This window comes from Flavobacterium omnivorum, from assembly GCF_900099915.1.
Classification (GTDB): Bacteria; Bacteroidota; Bacteroidia; order Flavobacteriales; family Flavobacteriaceae; genus Flavobacterium; species Flavobacterium omnivorum.
The window spans coordinates 1-17889 of record NZ_FNDB01000019.1; the positions used below are offsets into that span (position 1 = coordinate 1).

Sequence of the window (17889 nt, forward strand, 5' to 3'; positions counted from 1 at the left end):
TTGTCGTTTTTCATATTTTCGTTGAGCTAAATCAAAATCATAGTTACCACTGCGTAAATCACAATTACGTTTTAGCTCTCGTGTTAAAACTGACTTATCTTTTTTAATAACTATTGCTATTTCGCTTTTACTGAAATTCTGCTCTAATAATACACTAATAGTATACCTTTGTTCACTGGTTAAATGGCTCATTATTTACAACTTTGGTCAGGAGTAAATAAAGACAATTTATTCCATTCGAAGGAGAGGACTTAAATGTCCTTTCTTTTGAAAAAATTATCCTATCTTTTTTCCTGAGAGTTGCATTAACTAATTGAATCTAGTTAAATAAAGATTTGTAACTTTTTTGTTTGGTTAAAGTATCGCGTATTTTAGTCGTCAATTGGAATGATAAAGCATACACAAGAGCGATAATGAACTGAAGAAGTATTTCGCAACACATGGGAATGGGTAAAAAAGTTGCCGGCGACTCAGGTTCTGGAGGTGCCGGCGATATTTCTTATACAGTCAAACATGCAGATTGTATTGATAGTTTAGGTTCTTCTGGTAGAGGTGACCATGCTTCTGGTAAAACTATTAACCTAAAACAATTTTCGCATTTAATTCAACGAGCTGCGATTTTAATTTACAGATTAATGCAAATTAAAAGGTATTTACAACTTTCTTTAGGAGTAGGAGTTTACAGCTGTATGAAATTAAATTCCATTTGTTATTTTATAACGTAAAGCATATTATTTTAAGTCCTTGTGATTTTGCTAATACTATCCATATCGATAATCGTTTTAAGAAGGCTATTAAACACTAAAATTTATAAAAATTAATCAACCTTTAATGATTATGGGAATGCGGAAGGATACTAATCGAACAAATCTTTCGTTAAATCTAAATTTGGCACAACGATAATATCAGTTACTCCTAACAAATCAAGGCAAGTCACTACTTATATTTCTGAATCTTACTTGTTGAGACTAAATAAACAAACCAACTATAGGAAAGGCTTGATGTAAATCAATTAACAACTTTTTAAGCAAGAAAGTAGTTATCCCAATTTGTTTATCGAATTTTGTATCTTTAATTCAAACCATCAAAATGACTTTACAAATAGAAACCCCTGCATTACTTTTTGGCGCTACTTCGCTAATTTTGTTAGCCTACACCAATCGGTTTTTGACCATTGCTACCATCGTACGAGGACTAAAAAAAACCTATACTGAAAAGCAAAATGCTGTAATCTTATTAGAAATAAAAAATCTGAATTTACGATTGACGCTAATTCGCAACATGCAATTGGCAGGCGTTTTAAGTTTATTTCTTTCCGTTTTTGCCATGCTCCTGCTGTTTTTAGAGCAACAAGTAGCTGGAATTTATCTTTTTGGACTGAGTTTATTAGGACTATTAATTTCGTTGGGATTGTCATTTTGGGAAATCAGTATTTCTGTCAATGCCTTGCGTTTGCATTTGAGTGATTTGATTCAGAAATAATAGTTCAAAAAAAGTCATAAAGAAAGAGCTTCAAAAAGTATTTCACAGCTCTTTCTTTATATTAATCCAGAAAATTACTGATTTAAAATCTCATCGTCTTCCTTCTTTTCTTTATTCAATAAATTCGGGTTTTCTTTGGCCAATTTATTTTTGGTTGGAATCTTATTATTCAGGCTAAAGCCAAATTTCCTCGTATCTTGTTTACTACTGATTAGCAAGGGTGTTTTAAACGAATTGAAAGCATTTCTATTAGTATTCAAAACATCATCCGCATAAATAGAAAGTGTCAATTGGTCTTTAAAGAACTTTTAGAGAATGTCAAATCCAAAGAGTTTCTGATGGGTTCAACGGCTATGAAATATAAGTAATTCCCTTTTGGAATAATATACTTATAATTGATAGGATCATTTCATTTTTTATGAGATTCACTTATCCGTTAGGTTATTGCAACACTCACGGTAACCACTTTTATTTCATTGATGAAACAAATCGGATAAAGAAAAAAATACAAGGAAAAATCTTTAATAATTTAAGATTCAGGTTGAAAATGAAATTTATACACAACAGAACACGCTCTTAACTTATTTTTATCGTTGGTAATGAAATTATTGCATCCATTTAACAATTTAGTTTTCTTAATACTATACCTTTAACAGATAATTAGAAGTTTATATGCATTAATAATCCTATTATCCTGAGCTATTATCAGTGATTTTTAGTAGAAGCTACATTTCCCTAGTACATGTAAAACAATGTTCTTAAGGATGATTTTATAATATTACTTATTTTTGCTATGAAAGATTCCAAAATTAAACCTAAAGATCCGTTAAACCTTTACCAAAGGGCCTTAAAAATTCACAAAAAGAATATTACAAATGAAACTTCTAATTTACTTGAATGTGACAAAATTAAACTTATTCATGAGTTAGAAGTACATCAGATCGAGCTAGAATTACAAAATGAAGAGCTACAGTTAACGCAGGCAAATGCAAATGCTGCTTTAGAAAAATATACTGAATTTTATGAATTTGCATCTTTAGGGTATGTGATACTTGATACCAATGCAACAGTACTTGATGCCAATAAGGTTGCATGCCAATTATTAAAAGTTGATAAATCAAATTTGATTGATAGTAATCTAAAACACTACATTGCTGATCATCACAAACCGGCTTTCAAAGAATTTTTTAGTAAACTGTTTCTTGAGAAAACTGTTGAGGATTGCTTATTAGGGCTAAAGGGAGGAAAAGATGTAAAAGACATCAAGATTTCTGGCTCCGTCATAAATAGTCAAAGTAACCAATGCTTTTTAAAAATCACTAATTTAACTGCTGCAGAACAACTTCAAGAGGCTATTTTAGAAAAAGAATTCTTTCAAGAATTTCAACGTGTTGGACAAATTGGTTGGTATAAAGTAAACATCACAAACAATGTTTGGGAGTTTTCTGAGATGTTATATTTTATTTTTGGCTTAAAAAATGATGCTGTTGTTAATTATAACAATTGGATAGACTGCGTTCATCCTGACGACAGGACAGAAATACAATTGTATTTAAAGAAAACAATAAAAAACAAAACATCATTTAAGAAGGAGTACAGAATTATCCGCAAAAATGATGGAGTAGTTCGATGGGTTGACGGAAACGGAAGGTTTAATTATGACAAGAAGTCTAATGAAATTAATTTTTTTGGAGTAGTCCAAGACATAACGGAACAGAAGTTATCCCTTGAAAAAATACTAAGCGCTGAAAGTTGGTCAAACCGTCTTTTTGAAACTTCCAATGAAGGGATTTTAATTCTTGATTCCAATAGTGGGAAAGTCACTGATGCAAATACATTTTTCATTGAAATGATCGGTTTTAATCATGAACAACTTGTCGGAAAAGCACTTTGGGAATTGTGTGTATTTAAAAACACCATCATTTCAAAAGAGACTTTTACCGAATTGAAAGAAAAAAAATACTGCCGTTTTGAAAACCAATTGTTGGAGACAAAGTCAGGAAAATTAATTGACGTTGAATTTGAGCTTGTGGTTTACATGGAAGAATCACACAATAATGTTCTTTGTCACATTAGAGATATCTCCGATCGTAAAAAAGCGGAAAATGCATTAAAGGAAAGCGGTTATTTATATCAAGCTATGTTCGAGAAAAACCAATCGCCTCAATTAATGATTAATCCTACTAACGGAAATATAGTAGATGCAAATTCAGCTGCAGCAAAATTTTACGGCTATTCTCTGGGACAGTTCAAATTAATGAATCTATCTGATATAAGTACTTTTCCTGCAGATCAAATAATAGAAGAAATAGGGAAATTTGGAGTCGCTGGATCATCTTACTTTCAATTTTTACACAAATTTTCTTCAGGAACTACTAGGGAAGTCGAGATATACACCAGTCAGTTATTGATTAACGGGCAATTCCTATTAATTGCTACTATTAATGATATTACGGAAAGGAAATTAGAAGAGGAAAGACTAAAACATTTAAATCAACAATTACTAGAAGTAAATACTTTAAAATCCCAATTCATTTCTACAGTTTCCCATGAATTTAGAACTCCGTTAGCTGGAATTTTATCAAGTGTTCAATTATTACAAATTTATAATGATACTTGGAATGAGGAAAAAAAAGAAAAAATATTCAAACAGATTTTTGATGCGGTACAGCACACTAAAGCACTGCTGGACGATGTTTCCCTTATTGATGAAGAGCAAAATAGCAAATCTTTTTTTAGGCCTACAAACATTAAACTTCTGCCCCTTATAAATGAGATTATTGAAGAAAACATAAGTGCGGCAGGCACCAATCATAAGGTAATAGTAAGTTCAAAATTAGCTAGTAAAACCTATTACATGGATGTCCTTATCATTCGGCATATTTTTACTAATATTATCTCTAATGCTATAAAATACAGTTGCGAAAATAAAAAAATTACGATTGATATAGATGAAGTAGTCAACAAAGAGATAAAATTCATCATTACCGATCGAGGAATTGGAATACCTTCTGAGGAAATATCATATTTATTAGAACCTTTTTATCGCGCTTCAAATCACGGAGCTATAAAAGGAACTGGATTTGGTTTGTCAATTGTAAAAAGATTTATAGATCTTCATAAGGGCCAAATATTAATTGAATCAGTGGTGAGTGAAGGAACAAAAGTAACCATTATATTACCTTATTTTCAGCGAGAAAACAGTGAGGATGAACCACTAAATAAAACAGAAATCAATTCTATTATTTTAAATCAGCAGTAAAAAAAAATGCACTATTCTAAATTTTTTTGAAATGAAAAAAATTCTTATCATAGAAGACGATGCAGTCTTAAGAGAAAATACAGCTGAATTTATTGCAGGGGAAAATTTTGAAGTATTTGTTGCAGAAGATGGTCTTGTAGGGATCCAACAAACGTTGAAACATTTTCCAGACCTTATCCTCTGTGACATATCTATGCCCAATATGAATGGATTTGATTTTTATAAAACAATCAAGCAAATTAAGTCTACATCGACTATTCCATTAGTCTTTTTTTCAGCGAGAACAGAAAATGAGGATATCAGAGCAGGAATGCAGCTGGGTGCTGATGATTATATTATCAAACCTTTTGATTTCTATGAACTATTAAAAGTAATTAAAACACGTCTCGCTAAATACGAAACGATTGAACAGTTCAATGACGAAAAATTTCATGCATTAACAGACCATCCAAAACTAGGTTTTTATATTTACCAAAACGGAAAATTACTATTTCATAATGAAGCATTAGCAACCATTTTTGGGTATAGCTATGATGACTTCCAGTCCATCAATTTTGTTGATCTTCTCGATGATAAGTATTGTAATAAAACAAAAATATTAAATGATTTTGATCGCTGTTTAAAAGATTCAAAAGGAGCAATTTCATTCCAGTTTGAAGCCGTTCATAAAACTTTAAATACAGTATTTGTAGAGCTGTATGGCTCAGTAATTATATACAAAGGACATCCGAGTCTTGTAGGCAATATAATTCCCTTAGCTGATAAAAAAACTGTCCCAAAAATTGTTACACGTCCTGAAGAAATTCCAATTGCATTTACCAACCGTGAACTAGAGGTACTGAAATTGATTTGCAAAGGAAAATCTACTTTGGAGACCTCTGAAGTTCTTTTCCTAGGACAACGAACTATTGAAACTTACAGAGCAAATTTGCTAGAAAAAACAGATTGTAAAAACATTGCTGAACTTATCATGTATGCAATTCGCAATACATTAATAACTATCGATTAAATTTTCTAATATACTATGTTAAGAAAATTTAAAAACAGACGTAGAAAATTATACTTTCGGAGTGTTAACAGTTTATTTCATCCTTTTATAGCGGTTCTAAATAGTAAACTTACGATAGGTATTCTTCCGTACTTTTACTGATTTTTTTAAAAATTTGCTTATTTAAAAAGAGTAAATATACTGAACCTTCATACTTTTAATTAGCAGAATTTTGTGAATCCAAAAGTTTCACATTATGAAAGCAAATCTACCCCAATTACTAACAAGTCTCTTTTTAATAATTCAGACTAGTGTTGTTTTCTCTCAATACAATAACCCTATCGCCCCTTCGGTGGGCACTACCAGCAAATTTTTATTATTTACTTCGTTAGGAGCCGTAACCAATGCCGGATCTACCTCCATATATGCTGGAAATGTAGGAACTAATTCAGGTGCTTTTACCGGATTTGAATCCCTACAAACTCAACCTTTTGCCTTATTTAATGCCACCCCAGAAACGGCTCAATGCGCTACGGATTTGGGAGCCTTATACACTGATTTAAACAGTAGATTAGCTGATATTGAAACCACTGGTGGTTATGGATCAACCATCACAACACTTACTCAAGGTATTTATAACACAGGAGGAGCTATTTCAGTAAATGGAACTCTTACCTTAGACGGTCAAAACAATCCGAACTCACGTTTTATTATTAGATCAGGTGGAGCGTTTACTATGGGTGCTGGATCGAAAATTATTTTAACAAATGGTACCCAAGCTCAAAACGTATTTTGGATAATAACTGGAGCTGTTTCTTTAGCTGCAAACAGTGAAGCAAAAGGTATATTTATTAGTTCGGCAGCAATAAGTCTGGGGGCTAATTGTACCTTAGAAGGGGGCGTTTTGACTACGGCAGGAGCTATCACAACATTAGATGGGATGTCATTAGCCACACCGTCTATGTTGCTAAAAGAAAATCAATCAATAAATAGTGGAGCCACACCCGCGGATCTAGTATTGATTCGCAATAATAATCCAATTCTAAAATGGCAAAGTGCAACCGATAGCAATTTTACAAACCCCACAGACATAAACCATTATTTAGGAACCCTTAGTGGCTTCTGCATTGGACCTCTTACGTCAACCACTTATTACAGAGTTGCTGTCTTAATTGATGGATCAACCGTTTATTCCAATACAGTAAAAATCGACATTGTCGTTCCGCCAACGATGGAAGGACCGGCAAGCTCTTTTGCTTTATTTACAACTGCTGGTGCAATTGCAAATACTGGCATTTCAACCAATATGGCAAATATTGGCACAAACGCCGGTGTAATTACTGGCCAATTTACTAATATGTCTTTATTACATGTACAAGATGCTTTAACGACGGCTTGTGCAAATTTTATATTACCCTTATTTAATTCCTTAAAAAATATTACTACTACAAGTACCCATCCCGCGGCACTAGGTGCTGGAGAAACACTACAGCCAGGCGTTTATCAAATTGCTAGTGCCGCAACTTTAGGAGGAATTCTTACCTTGGACGGACAAGGATTATCAAATTCAGTTTTTATTTTTAAAATTACTGGGGCACTAGCAATGGCAGCACATAGCCAAATAATAGTAACGAATGGTGCTATTACATCTAATATATTTTGGGTAATTGATGGCGCTTTAGAAGTGGGTGCATTCAGTGATGTTAAAGGGAATTTCATTTGCCTAGCAGGTGCGATCGCTTTAGGAAATAACACAATAGCAGAGGGACGATTTCTTACAATCGCAGGCGCTATCACATTAGAAAATGCTACACTATCCATCCCAATTATTCCTATTGCCTCTTCAAATCAAGTGATCTGTTCCGGCGCACAGCCTAATGCTTTAACGCTTACCGGAAATGTTACTACAGTTGTACAATGGCAAAAATCTACTGACCTTGTTTTCTCCAATCCAACCGATATTCCGAATACGACTGCTTCCCTTACCGGAGCTGAAATGGGAAACGTTAGTGCAACAACCTATTTTAGAGCAGTGGTTACCATTGGAAGCAAAACTTTAAATTCTACTATTGTCACGATTGCTATTAACCAAGCTACTATTCCTGGAATAATCTCATCAAACCAAGAATTTTGTTCCGTAAGTCAACCGGCCGATTTAATTTTAGAAGGGAATTGCGGCTCAGTCGTCAAATGGCAAAGCGCTTTAGATTCTGATTTTACAACTCCCATTGATATTGAAAATACAACAAATACCCTATCAGGAATAGCCATTGGAACTGTGACTGTAACAACTTTTTACAGAGCAGTGGTTCAAAATTGTACCTGCTGTCCCATTGGATATGCTACGCCAGCGGAAATTTCAATTGCAACTCCTACAACGTGGAATGGCACTTCATGGAATAATGGCCCTCCGAATAGTACTAGGTCAGCTATTTTTAGTGGAAATTACACGGCTAGCGAAAACATTGACGCGTGTTCCATTACAATTAATAATGGTGCCGTAGTCACTATTAATACTGGAGCTACGATGACTGCAACTAATGAATTAAATATATCAGGAGGATCACTTACTTTCGAAAATAACGCCAGCTTGATTCAAATTAATGATGGGATTATAAATTCCGGAAATGTAACGTACAAGCGACAATCTACTCCAGTTAGAAACTCCGATTACACCTACTGGTCTTCTCCTGTTGCAGGACAAATTTTATCCGCAGCCTTCCCAAATTCGCCCTTAAATACAATTTACTCATTTGATGCGTTCTCAACTCCTGAAGATTATATTCGGGTAACACCATCGTCTTCTATGGGAATTGGAAAGGGATATATCGTGCAAGGTCCTCAAACCAATAGTAGCTTTCCTGCCTCTACTTATGAAACAAATTTTTTCGGTATACCTAATAATGGAATATTAGAAACACCCATTGGACCGAGCGATTCCTCAAATCTTATCGGAAATCCTTATCCTTCAGCTATTGATGCTGATCAATTTTTGGCCTTAAATTCAGCCCTATTAGATGGGACTATTTATTTTTGGACCCATAGTACAGCCATTCAATTAGCAAGCCAAATTTCAAATCCTGGTTCAGGCGCTTATGCATATACTTCTGATGATTATGCATCGTATAATTTATTGGGAGGAGTCGCTGTCTTTGCGGGAGGAATACCAACTGGAAAAATTGCAGCAGGACAATCTTTCTTTGCCATTAGTGATGCGCCAGGAAATGCTGTTTTTAATAATAACATGCGAACCGACAGTAATAACAATGTATTAGATAATACTCAGTTTTTCAAAATGACACAAGACAAAACCAAGGTAATCAACACCTTAGAAAAATCAAGAGTTTGGTTGAACTTCACAAATGTACAGGGAATATTCAAACAAGCTTTAGTGGGTTATGTGACGGGAGCTACAAATTTATTTGATGGTAATTTTGATGGAGAAAGTTTTGACGGTCATGAATTTGTTGATTTTTATAGTATAAATTCAAATAAAAATTTATCAATACAAGGTCGTACTTTACCATTTGATAAAAATGATGAAGTGATTTTAGGTTTCAGAACGACCGTTGCCGGCACCTTTAAAATAAGTATCGATCATGTTGATGGCTTTCTGCAAAGTCAAGAAGTGTTTATAAAAGACAAAGTATTGCAAACTATTTTTAATTTGAAAAATGGAGACTATACCTTTACAACCACCGAAGGAGTATTTAACGAACGTTTTGTCTTACTTTATTCGAACAAAAGTTTAGGAACTAACGACATAACTACTACACAATCTTCTGTTTTGGTTTCTCATAAAAGCAAGCAGATCAATATCAATTCAGCTGTCGAACCCATAGACAAAGTGTATATTTATGATTTAGCAGGACGACAAATATATCAGAAAGACAAGATTAACACTAACACATTTTCAATATTAGAGCTTGATTTAAGCCATCAACCCTTATTCGTGAAAACAATACTACAAAGTGACAAAGTAGTTACTACTAAAATTTTATTTTAACAAAATCTAAATAAAGACGGTAGTCATAATAATCAAAAGACAACAAAACAAAAGATAGTCGTTTATTATAGTAACCCCCCTATTGATTTAAAATCCCATCGTCTTCCTTCTTCTCTTTATTCAATAAATTCGGGTTTTCTTTGGCTAATTTATTTTTGGTTGGAAGCTTGTAATTCAGGCTAAAGCCAAATTTCCTCGTGTCTTGTTTACTACTGATTAGCAAGGGTGTTTCAAACGAATTGAAAGCATTTCTATTGGTATTCAAAACATCGTCAGCATAAATAGAAAGTGTCAATTGGTCTTTAAAGAACTTTTTAGAGAATGTCAAATCCAAAGAGTTTCTGATGGGTTCAACGGCTATGAAATAAAAGTAATTCCCTTTTGGAATAATATAATTATAATTGGCTACAAATTTTATTTTTTCTGGCAATACTAGCTGCGACATGAAGTTTAGCATCCAAAAGCCGTTAGTATCAACATTTGGGATTTGGTGGTATTGGTAGCCTGCATACACATATAAAAAATTCATTGTATCTGGATTCACATTCATTTTCAAAGTTTCTGCCAGTCCTTTGGTAAACAACATGTACGGAATAGGCATTCCAACGCTAAAATTATGAATCTTAACCTCGGGAATATTTTCATTAGTATTTACTACCAAATCAGCATCAAGTGTGACTCTATTTATCACTTGATTCTTAGCAGAACTGATGTTATAACTGATAAAAGCATAATCAAAAGCGCTCAATTTTACCTCATAATTATCAAAAATGGTGGGTTGTAAATTGGGATTACCGGAATAATCTACGTTTGGATTTTGATAATTGGTGTTGTTTGGGTTCAATGCTGAGGTACTTGGAAGCGTAATTTTTTTATTGTAATTCATGTTGAAATTAACCGAATTACTAAAATTATACTGCGCACTCGCATTGGGAAAAAATCGAAATTGCTTAAAAGCACTTAAAACAGCCACATCTGTTTTGCCTGTAATGTTGTACTCTTCGGCGCGACCGCCAACAATAAAATTCATTTTGTCAAACTTAGTCTGTACTTCTACATACGAAGCAGCTGTCCTCCTTTTGTATTCTAAATTGGTAACGCCTCTGCTAGCTGCATCAAAAAGCAACTCTTCGTACAAAGCCCCCAAACTCACTTTTCCTTCATCAGAGAACTTGATGGGTTGTGAGAAATCAACCTTAGCATTGTATAAATTTTGATGAGAAGAATTGGCTAAAGTGACAAGTGAATTCCCTACTGGACTTAATTCAAAGTCATTTGTATTGTTGTTGTAATTGAACTTGAATTCTAGCTTTTTGGAGGTGTTTTCGAATTTTTTCTGATACGTAACAACCGCATCTTGGCGCAAGCCTGAACTCATAGAGGCATCATTAGTACTAAAACCGGGTCCGTTTCCAAGTGTATAACTGTCATTATTATTGTGAGTGATATCATAATTCAAGAGCAAACGATCCTTACCAATATCAAATGTCAAAGCCGATTTGACAAAATTATTTCGCCCTACACGATCTGCATCTGTTTTAGACAACAAAGAATTCATCCCATTTCCCTGTTTTTCTAAAGAAGCCCACACCGCACTTTCTCTATAATTTTGTCCCAAATTCAACTGCCACCCAAAATATTTATTCTTGGCACTTAACAAAAGACTGTTGTTCATTCTTCACCGTACCTGGTCATAACTCGTAAAACTCGTGCTATTGGTATAGGTGGCACTCAAGTAATTCTTAGCATTTTTATTAGTAATAATATTCAAAATCGCTCCACCAGAAGTAGCTGGAAATTCAGCACCCGGTTGTGTAATAATCTCTATTTTTTCAATTGCATTTGCAGGCATTCCTTCTAAAAAAGCATTCAACTCATTCGTCGAAATATTTAATGGTCTACCGTCCATAAATACGTCCAATTGTTTTCCTTGGTACATCATTCCTGCAATATCCGAAGCTATTAAACCCGGAAGTTTTTTTATTCCTTCCAGCACCGATCCCGTGTTTAAACTAGGTTGGTCTGAAAAATTAAATATCGTACGATCTGCTTTTTGCTCGATCGCTTTTTTTGTTTTTATAACAGTAACCTCAATTAATTGCGTTGTTTTTTCGGGAGCTTTTTCAGCAGTAGTTTGGGCAGAAACGGCAAACACACTTGCAAAAGTCATCATGGCGATTAGACCTAATTTTCGCATATTATTTTATTTAATTTTTGCTATAAGACTTTGTAAGATATTATTTGTTACAGTTTTTCGAATAATTTTAGTCCCTAAAAAAATCGGTCGTAAATAAATTCATCTATCTTTGCCCGCTTTTTAAAATTGAAAAAAATGATAAAAAATAGTGTACTAAAAGGAGTTTTACTAGTTGGTCTAGGTGCTACGAGCTACGGAATGCTGGCTACTTTTGTAAAAATAGCTTACGGTGAAGGTTTTACGACTCCCGAAGTTACCATCGCTCAATTTGTTTATGGAATTACAGGAATGCTGTTGATTAATCTTTTTCAAAAAGTTAAAAAAGGAAATGATGTGGTTAAAGCATCCAAGAAAAATATTTCTCAATTAATGCTGGCAGGAACTTCCTTAGGGCTGACTAGTATTTTTTATTATTTGGCTGTAAAATATATCCCTGTTTCGATTGCCATTGTTTTATTGATGCAAACCGTTTGGATGGGTGTTTTATTCGAAATGATTCTAGAAAAGAAAAGACCGTCAAACCAAAAAATAATAGCTGTCATTATCGTGCTTTTTGGCACAGCACTTGCCACAAATCTCATACAAAGCAAAGTAGATTTAGACTGGCGTGGCATCGTTTTAGGATTTTTAGCAGCGACCTCCTTTACGACAACAATGTTTACGGCTAATCGGGTTGCTACTCATGTTTCCTCAGCACAACGCAGCCTTTATATGCTGCTTGGAGGCGCAGTAATTGTAGCTGGATTTGCCATAGCCACACAAACAGGCACATTCAATTTTGAGATTTTCCGAAAATGGGGACTTATACTAGCGCTTTTTGGAACTATAATTCCGCCTTTGTTGTTAAATGCCGGTTTCCCGCTAACAGGAATTGGTTTAGGAAGCATCGTCTCGGCCCTAGAACTGCCTGTATCAGTACTAATGGCCTATTTTCTATTGAGTGAAAAAGTAACTCTGATCCAATGGATTGGCATCATTTTGATTATTTTTGCGATTGTGATTATGAATGTTAATTTTAAAAAATTCAAGTAACTTCAATTTGATGCTATTTGCTTTTATTTCATTTAAATTTTTATAAATTCGTACTAAATAACTTTATTATGAATTTACCTTGGCATTTGTACGTGATGGCTTTTATTTACTTTATTGCTGGATTAAACCATTTCAGAAACCCGAGACTGTACCTGAAAATAATCCCTCCTTATTTTCCGAATCCAAAATTATTAAACCAAATTAGCGGTTTGGGGGAGATTTTTTTGGGAATTGTACTCTGCATTCCACTACTTTCAAGCTACGCTGCTTGGGGAGTTATTGCGCTACTGATCGCCATTTTTCCCACACATCTCTATATGTATTTTGATGAAAAAGCGAGAATGGGCTTGCCTAAATGGGTTTTGCTTTTGCGAATGCCTTTACAATTACTATTAATTTTTTGGGCCTACCAATATACCTAATCCCGTGAAATCACTCTTTGAATCTTCATCAGAACCAGTATATCTTGACTTGCCAGACGCTGAAATTATTTATTATCCTCACTTTTTTGACAAAGAGCAAGCCGATATCATTTTTGCCAAATTAGAGACAGATATCCCATGGCAGCAAGATGACATTAGGGTCTATGGAAAAATGCATCCACAACCTCGCTTAACGGCTTTATTTGGAAATGAAGGAAAGCCATATTCTTATTCTAATATAACCATGCAACCGAACCCATGGAATTTACTTTTGCAAGAGATAAAGGCAAAAATCGAAACCGTCGCGGCTACTACTTTTACAACGGTATTACTCAATCAATATCGCGATGGAAAAGACAGCAACGGCTGGCACGCCGATAACGAAAAAGAATTAGGCGTAAATCCGGTAATTGCATCAGTGAGCTTTGGAACAGAACGAGCGTTTCAACTGAGGCATAATTTTGAAAAAGAGCTAAAAAAAACAATTAATCTGGAACACGGAAGCTTATTATTGATGAAAGGGACGACACAACATTTCTGGAAGCACCAAATTCCGAAAACAGCAAAGACTATCGGCTCCAGAATAAATGGTACTTTTCGGGTAATCAAGTAGATATTGTCTTAAAAATGTAGTAGATTTGAAATAAATACTCTAATCATGAATGATCTAATTGCCTATTTTTCTACTATTCCTTCATCACATAGAAGTTTAATTCTTGTGGGCGGCATTACTTTTTTCTGGCTGATAGAAAATGCTTATCCACTTTTCAACTTCAATTACAAAAAATGGCATCATGCAGGTATCAATATTTTTATGACATTTACCACTATTGTCGTCAATTTTTGCTTGGCTTTCATCTTGTTGAAAACAGCTGATTGGACCATTGCAAACCATTTTGGCATTTTGCAATGGCTACCTAAAATGTCGGTATGGTTTTATGCGCTTACGGGTCTACTGCTACTGGATCTAATTGGAGCTTACTTGGTCCATTTAGTAGAACATAAAACTAAAATCCTATGGCGTTTCCATTTAATTCATCATACAGATACATGGATAGACACCACCACAGCAAACAGGCATCATCCTGGTGAAAGTGTTATTCGGTTTACTTTTACTGCACTAGGTGTTTTAATCATTGGAACCCCCATGTGGCTGGTTTTCCTGTACCAAACACTATCTGTTGTAGCAACGCAGTTCAACCATGCTAACATCTCGCTACCAAAAAAAGTAGATACTATCTTGAGTTATTTTATTGTTTCTCCAGACATGCATAAAGTACACCATCATCATGTTCTTCCTTACACGGATAGTAATTATGGAAATATCTTCTCCATTTGGGATAGACTATTTGGCACTTTTATGACGCTCCCTAAAGAGGAAATCGTTTACGGAATCGATACGCATCCCCACCCTGAAGAGCACAATGAATTAAAAAATTTATTAAAAATACCCTTTAAAAAACAGCCTTTAAAAAAAAATCAGTAAAAAATATAAAAAAAGCAATCTTTTGATAAAAGCTAAATATTTTTTTCTTAATATTGGAATTAAATTAGAATTGTAATTTATTAATCATTAATACTTATTTGAATTAATTTTCACGTGATGAAAAAGAGTAACCGAAAAGAATTGAACTGGGAGCAAACAGAAAAACTTGTTACAATGGCTTTAGAAGAAAAAAACCCTTTTGAAATCATCAAAAAAGAATTTGGTCTGGCCGAGAAAGAAATTCTTGAGATCATGAAAAAGAAGATGCCAGCTGAAAAATTCGAAATGTGGAAAAAGAAAGCGACTGCAAACAAACCAAAACCAAAACCCGTTAAAATTGACGATTTTGATGAAGATCTAGATGGTAAATATTATATAAAAAACAAACTTGATTAAAGACAAAACTCCTGAAATTCAGGAGTTTTTTTGTTTCTTTTCTTTAAAATCTAATTAATGTGGTAACAGTATTAGTACAAAATGATAATTTTATTTTTGAAATTATAGGACTTCATAAAATTTGGGCAATGGAAAGCAAAATTATTGTACCAAAAACAAGCATTATCAGAGCCCACCACGAACCAGAAGATTTCACCTTTTGGAAAGGCTTTAGAATGCCAGGAACTGAAATCCCAGGATTAATTGCTTCCGGAACATTTTATAAAAAAGGCAGGAATTTTTGGGACGTCATGAACAAAAAAAATGCGGTGGTAGTTGAATTGAAAGATCATTATTTTAAAAAATTAATAATAGAAGTTAAAAACCCAGAGGAAATACTGCATCTATTAAACACGAAATAATCTACTTCATCACAGCAATTCGAAGTCCAAAAAGACTAAAGATCTAATTCAGTCTATGAAAGCCTTGCCACTTTAAAATTGTATCACAATTCTAGAAATTCCTACACCTTACTTTGTATTAAACAGGGCTAATAGCCTTGAAAAATACTTTTAAAAACTACAGCTACATATAGTAAATCACCTCTTCCGAAACTGATGATAGTCAAAAGAAGCTATACGTAACCAAAGAATACAGTCTAAAATAATATAATTTTTTCCAACAAAAATAGCCACGTATTTATTTTTGAGAACGCTGAAAATCCTGTCTGATTTTTTGTTCTTTCAGAATAGTATTTAAAAAAGGCTTTGTTACCGTTTCAACTTCACTTTCAGAAATATCCAATACCTTAGGATTCGTAACTAACTTTAACCATGGTTTAGAAGCGGCAAAATCATACGCACCAAAAACGATTACCGGAGTTCCCTTTACCCTAACAGTTTCGGGATCGGCTAATTCCCATTGCTCTGCCCAATCATACAATTTACGTGCATCTTTTTCTTGCAGTCTTAAACAAGAATGAGAAGCGGGGTATCCTGGTAGAGCATATTGATGCCATCCCACACCCAATTTATTTTCTATGTTGAAATTCCAATGTAATTCCCATTCATCATCAAAAGTACTAGTGGTTTGCTCTGCTTTCCAGTTTGTAAAAAAAAGTCCTGTAGGAGTTTTATCTTTTTCACGTCCCATATTAGTTGGGCCAGTATAAATTAACTGCCCTTTTTCATACGCCGCAAAGGTTTGAGTAGGATACGAGAAAAAAACAATCTTGTTAACTTCTTTCAAGGAAGAAACCTCTAATGGAAAAGGGAAGTAAAATTCTATATCTCCACTGCTATCATCTGGAATTACAACAGAATCCATTTCTTTAAAATTGGCTTCATCAGTCCTATTTAAGGCATATACAATATTTAATTGCGCAACATCATTACTGTTTTTTGACAAAAATTCTTTGGCGCTTTCGATATGATATGCTCTTTTTTTAGGCTCGTACCTTTCTTTGACAATGACAGTTTCATTTGTTGTATCCTGTTTATCTTGTTGTTTACAAGAAAAGAATAAGATTGCAATACTAATATTTAAAATAAGGGCTATTTTTTTCATAAGGGTATTTTATTGTTTTTTGGAATAGTCATTTGCAAAAATGATCTTTTTTACAAAGTTACTTGTTACATAATTATGATATTTTCTTGTCTAATTTAAATATTGGCAAAACTTAAAGTCGACACTACTTTACACCAAATGACTCCATTTAATGGTTGAAGAAGTTATTTGCCACCAAATAAACACAACATATAACAACATCTTAAGCTTTTTTTTTGGAACTACAAAAACGTTAATACTATGCCATTTTACCTTTTAGTATCGCTTAAAAAAAGCTAAATACTTAACTTTGCTAATCACGTCACACAAAAAGAAAATAACATGAACGACTTAAAAAATAAAAATGCACTGATAACCGGTGCCGGAAAAGGAATTGGTAAAGCAGTTGCTATCGCTTTAGCTAAAGAAGGGGTTAATGTAATCCTAGTTGCCCGAACACAATCGGATTTAGATCAAGTAGCGCAAGAAGTGAATGCTTTGGGAGTTAAATCATTGACTCTTATAGCTGATGTTGCCAACATTAATTCAGTAAACACCGCAGTAGATAAAGCTTTATCTGAATTTAAAACAATTGACATTCTAATCAATAATGCTGGAATTGCTGCTTTTGGTAAATTCCTCGAACTGGAACCTGAAGCTTGGGAACGTATCATTCAAGTCAACTTGATGGGGACGTATTATGCGACACGTGCCGTGTTACCAAATATGATTGAAAGACAAACTGGAGATATCATCAATATTTCCTCGACTGCAGGATTAAGTGGAAATGCGTTAACCAGTGCGTACAGCGCTTCAAAATTTGCAGTGTTAGGATTGACAGAATCATTGATGCAAGAAGTTCGTAAATACAATATCCGAGTTACAGCCTTAACACCTAGCACTGTTGCCACTGATATGGCCAAAGAATTGAAACTAACCGATGGAAATCCTGATAAAGTAATGCAAGCCGAAGATATGGCCGAATTAATCATCGCTCAGCTTAAATTAAACCGAAGAGTATTTATAAAAAACAGCAGTATTTGGTCTACGAATCCGTAATTTTTTTTTACATATAAGTCATGTAGGTCAACCAT

General features: G+C 34.0%; 15 protein-coding genes and 1 pseudogene. 12 read left to right on the top strand and 4 right to left on the bottom strand.

Translation table 11 applies throughout. The annotated features are described in order from the left end of the window. The coding region (locus tag BLS90_RS14100; protein ID WP_139171437.1) for a helix-turn-helix domain-containing protein at positions 1-192 on the bottom strand (192 nt) is incomplete at its 3' end. A 254-nt stretch (positions 193-446) separates the two neighbouring features. On the opposite strand from BLS90_RS14100, the gene BLS90_RS14105 reads away from it, so the two are divergent. Then, the gene (locus tag BLS90_RS14105; protein ID WP_139171438.1) at positions 447-725 is read left to right on the top strand and encodes a hypothetical protein; all 279 of its coding nucleotides are present in this window, start codon (positions 447-449) and stop codon (positions 723-725) included. 364 nt (positions 726-1089) lie between these two features. Then, complete coding sequence (locus BLS90_RS14110; RefSeq protein WP_091258763.1) at positions 1090-1482, top strand: DUF2721 domain-containing protein; 393 nt, start codon at positions 1090-1092, stop codon at positions 1480-1482. 74 nt (positions 1483-1556) lie between these two features. On the opposite strand, the gene BLS90_RS14115 is transcribed toward BLS90_RS14110, so the two are convergent. Then, complete coding sequence (locus BLS90_RS14115) at positions 1557-1772, bottom strand: hypothetical protein (protein ID WP_091258765.1); 216 nt, start codon at positions 1770-1772, stop codon at positions 1557-1559. Between the two features lie 503 nt (positions 1773-2275). On the opposite strand from BLS90_RS14115, the gene BLS90_RS14120 reads away from it, so the two are divergent. The 3 genes from BLS90_RS14120 (at position 2276) to BLS90_RS14130 (ending at position 9738) form a co-directional block, all read left to right on the top strand. Next, positions 2276-4744 carry a PAS domain-containing sensor histidine kinase gene (locus tag BLS90_RS14120; protein WP_091258767.1) on the top strand — a complete coding sequence of 823 codons (2469 nt, stop codon included), beginning with the start codon at positions 2276-2278 and terminating at the stop codon, positions 4742-4744. 31 nt (positions 4745-4775) lie between these two features. Continuing rightward, positions 4776-5753 (top strand): response regulator, encoded by a 978-nt coding sequence (locus BLS90_RS14125; protein WP_091258769.1) that lies wholly within the window; start codon positions 4776-4778, stop codon positions 5751-5753. 235 nt (positions 5754-5988) lie between these two features. Continuing rightward, entirely contained in the window at positions 5989-9738 is a 3750-nt protein-coding gene (locus BLS90_RS14130; protein WP_091258771.1) for an ice-binding family protein, read from the top strand. A 79-nt stretch (positions 9739-9817) separates the two neighbouring features. Here the strand turns inward: BLS90_RS14130 and BLS90_RS14135 are convergent. Then, positions 9818-11935 (bottom strand): annotated as a pseudogene (locus BLS90_RS14135) (TonB-dependent receptor domain-containing protein). 135 nt (positions 11936-12070) lie between these two features. Between BLS90_RS14135 and BLS90_RS14140 the strand changes: the two are divergent. The 6 genes from BLS90_RS14140 to BLS90_RS14165 all read left to right on the top strand — a co-directional run bounded on the left by BLS90_RS14140 (position 12071) and on the right by BLS90_RS14165 (position 15672). Continuing rightward, a complete protein-coding gene (locus BLS90_RS14140; protein ID WP_091258773.1) occupies positions 12071-12967 on the top strand; it encodes a DMT family transporter in 897 nt (298 codons plus the stop codon). Positions 12968-13035: 68 nt separating this feature from the next. Then, a complete protein-coding gene (locus BLS90_RS14145; protein WP_091258775.1) occupies positions 13036-13389 on the top strand; it encodes a DoxX family protein in 354 nt (117 codons plus the stop codon). 4 nt (positions 13390-13393) lie between these two features. Continuing rightward, positions 13394-14002, top strand: a complete 609-nt coding sequence (locus BLS90_RS14150; protein WP_091258776.1) for an alpha-ketoglutarate-dependent dioxygenase AlkB family protein — start codon at positions 13394-13396, stop codon at positions 14000-14002. 45 nt (positions 14003-14047) lie between these two features. Beyond that, positions 14048-14875 carry a sterol desaturase family protein gene (locus tag BLS90_RS14155; RefSeq protein ID WP_091258778.1) on the top strand — a complete coding sequence of 276 codons (828 nt, stop codon included), beginning with the start codon at positions 14048-14050 and terminating at the stop codon, positions 14873-14875. 117 nt (positions 14876-14992) lie between these two features. Beyond that, positions 14993-15271 carry a DUF2805 domain-containing protein gene (locus tag BLS90_RS14160; RefSeq protein WP_066081282.1) on the top strand — a complete coding sequence of 93 codons (279 nt, stop codon included), beginning with the start codon at positions 14993-14995 and terminating at the stop codon, positions 15269-15271. A 59-nt stretch (positions 15272-15330) separates the two neighbouring features. Further along, positions 15331-15672 (top strand): hypothetical protein, encoded by a 342-nt coding sequence (locus tag BLS90_RS14165; protein WP_091258780.1) that lies wholly within the window; start codon positions 15331-15333, stop codon positions 15670-15672. Between the two features lie 277 nt (positions 15673-15949). Here BLS90_RS14165 and BLS90_RS14170 read toward each other — a convergent pair whose 3' ends face one another. Then, positions 15950-16816 (bottom strand): L,D-transpeptidase, encoded by an 867-nt coding sequence (locus tag BLS90_RS14170; protein ID WP_091258782.1) that lies wholly within the window; start codon positions 16814-16816, stop codon positions 15950-15952. 321 nt (positions 16817-17137) lie between these two features. On the opposite strand from BLS90_RS14170, the gene BLS90_RS14175 reads away from it, so the two are divergent. Then, positions 17138-17854 carry a 3-ketoacyl-ACP reductase gene (locus BLS90_RS14175; protein ID WP_091258784.1) on the top strand — a complete coding sequence of 239 codons (717 nt, stop codon included), beginning with the start codon at positions 17138-17140 and terminating at the stop codon, positions 17852-17854. Positions 17855-17889: the final 35 nt, after the last annotated feature.

What these genes read in the sequence shown, in the direction of transcription:
- BLS90_RS14130 (WP_091258771.1), top strand. Translation starts at nt 5,989, where the DNA reads ATGAAAGCAAATCTACCCCAATTACTAACAAGTCTCTTTTTAATAATT.
- BLS90_RS14110 (WP_091258763.1), top strand. Translation starts at nt 1,090, where the DNA reads ATGACTTTACAAATAGAAACCCCTGCATTACTTTTTGGCGCTACTTCG.
- BLS90_RS14105 (WP_139171438.1), top strand. Translation starts at nt 447, where the DNA reads ATGGGTAAAAAAGTTGCCGGCGACTCAGGTTCTGGAGGTGCCGGCGAT.
- BLS90_RS14140 (WP_091258773.1), top strand. Translation starts at nt 12,071, where the DNA reads ATGATAAAAAATAGTGTACTAAAAGGAGTTTTACTAGTTGGTCTAGGT.
- BLS90_RS14120 (WP_091258767.1), top strand. Translation starts at nt 2,276, where the DNA reads ATGAAAGATTCCAAAATTAAACCTAAAGATCCGTTAAACCTTTACCAA.
- BLS90_RS14160 (WP_066081282.1), top strand. Translation starts at nt 14,993, where the DNA reads ATGAAAAAGAGTAACCGAAAAGAATTGAACTGGGAGCAAACAGAAAAA.
- BLS90_RS14155 (WP_091258778.1), top strand. Translation starts at nt 14,048, where the DNA reads ATGAATGATCTAATTGCCTATTTTTCTACTATTCCTTCATCACATAGA.
- BLS90_RS14170 (WP_091258782.1), bottom strand. Translation starts at nt 16,816, where the DNA reads ATGAAAAAAATAGCCCTTATTTTAAATATTAGTATTGCAATCTTATTC.
- BLS90_RS14145 (WP_091258775.1), top strand. Translation starts at nt 13,036, where the DNA reads ATGAATTTACCTTGGCATTTGTACGTGATGGCTTTTATTTACTTTATT.
- BLS90_RS14175 (WP_091258784.1), top strand. Translation starts at nt 17,138, where the DNA reads ATGAACGACTTAAAAAATAAAAATGCACTGATAACCGGTGCCGGAAAA.
- BLS90_RS14125 (WP_091258769.1), top strand. Translation starts at nt 4,776, where the DNA reads ATGAAAAAAATTCTTATCATAGAAGACGATGCAGTCTTAAGAGAAAAT.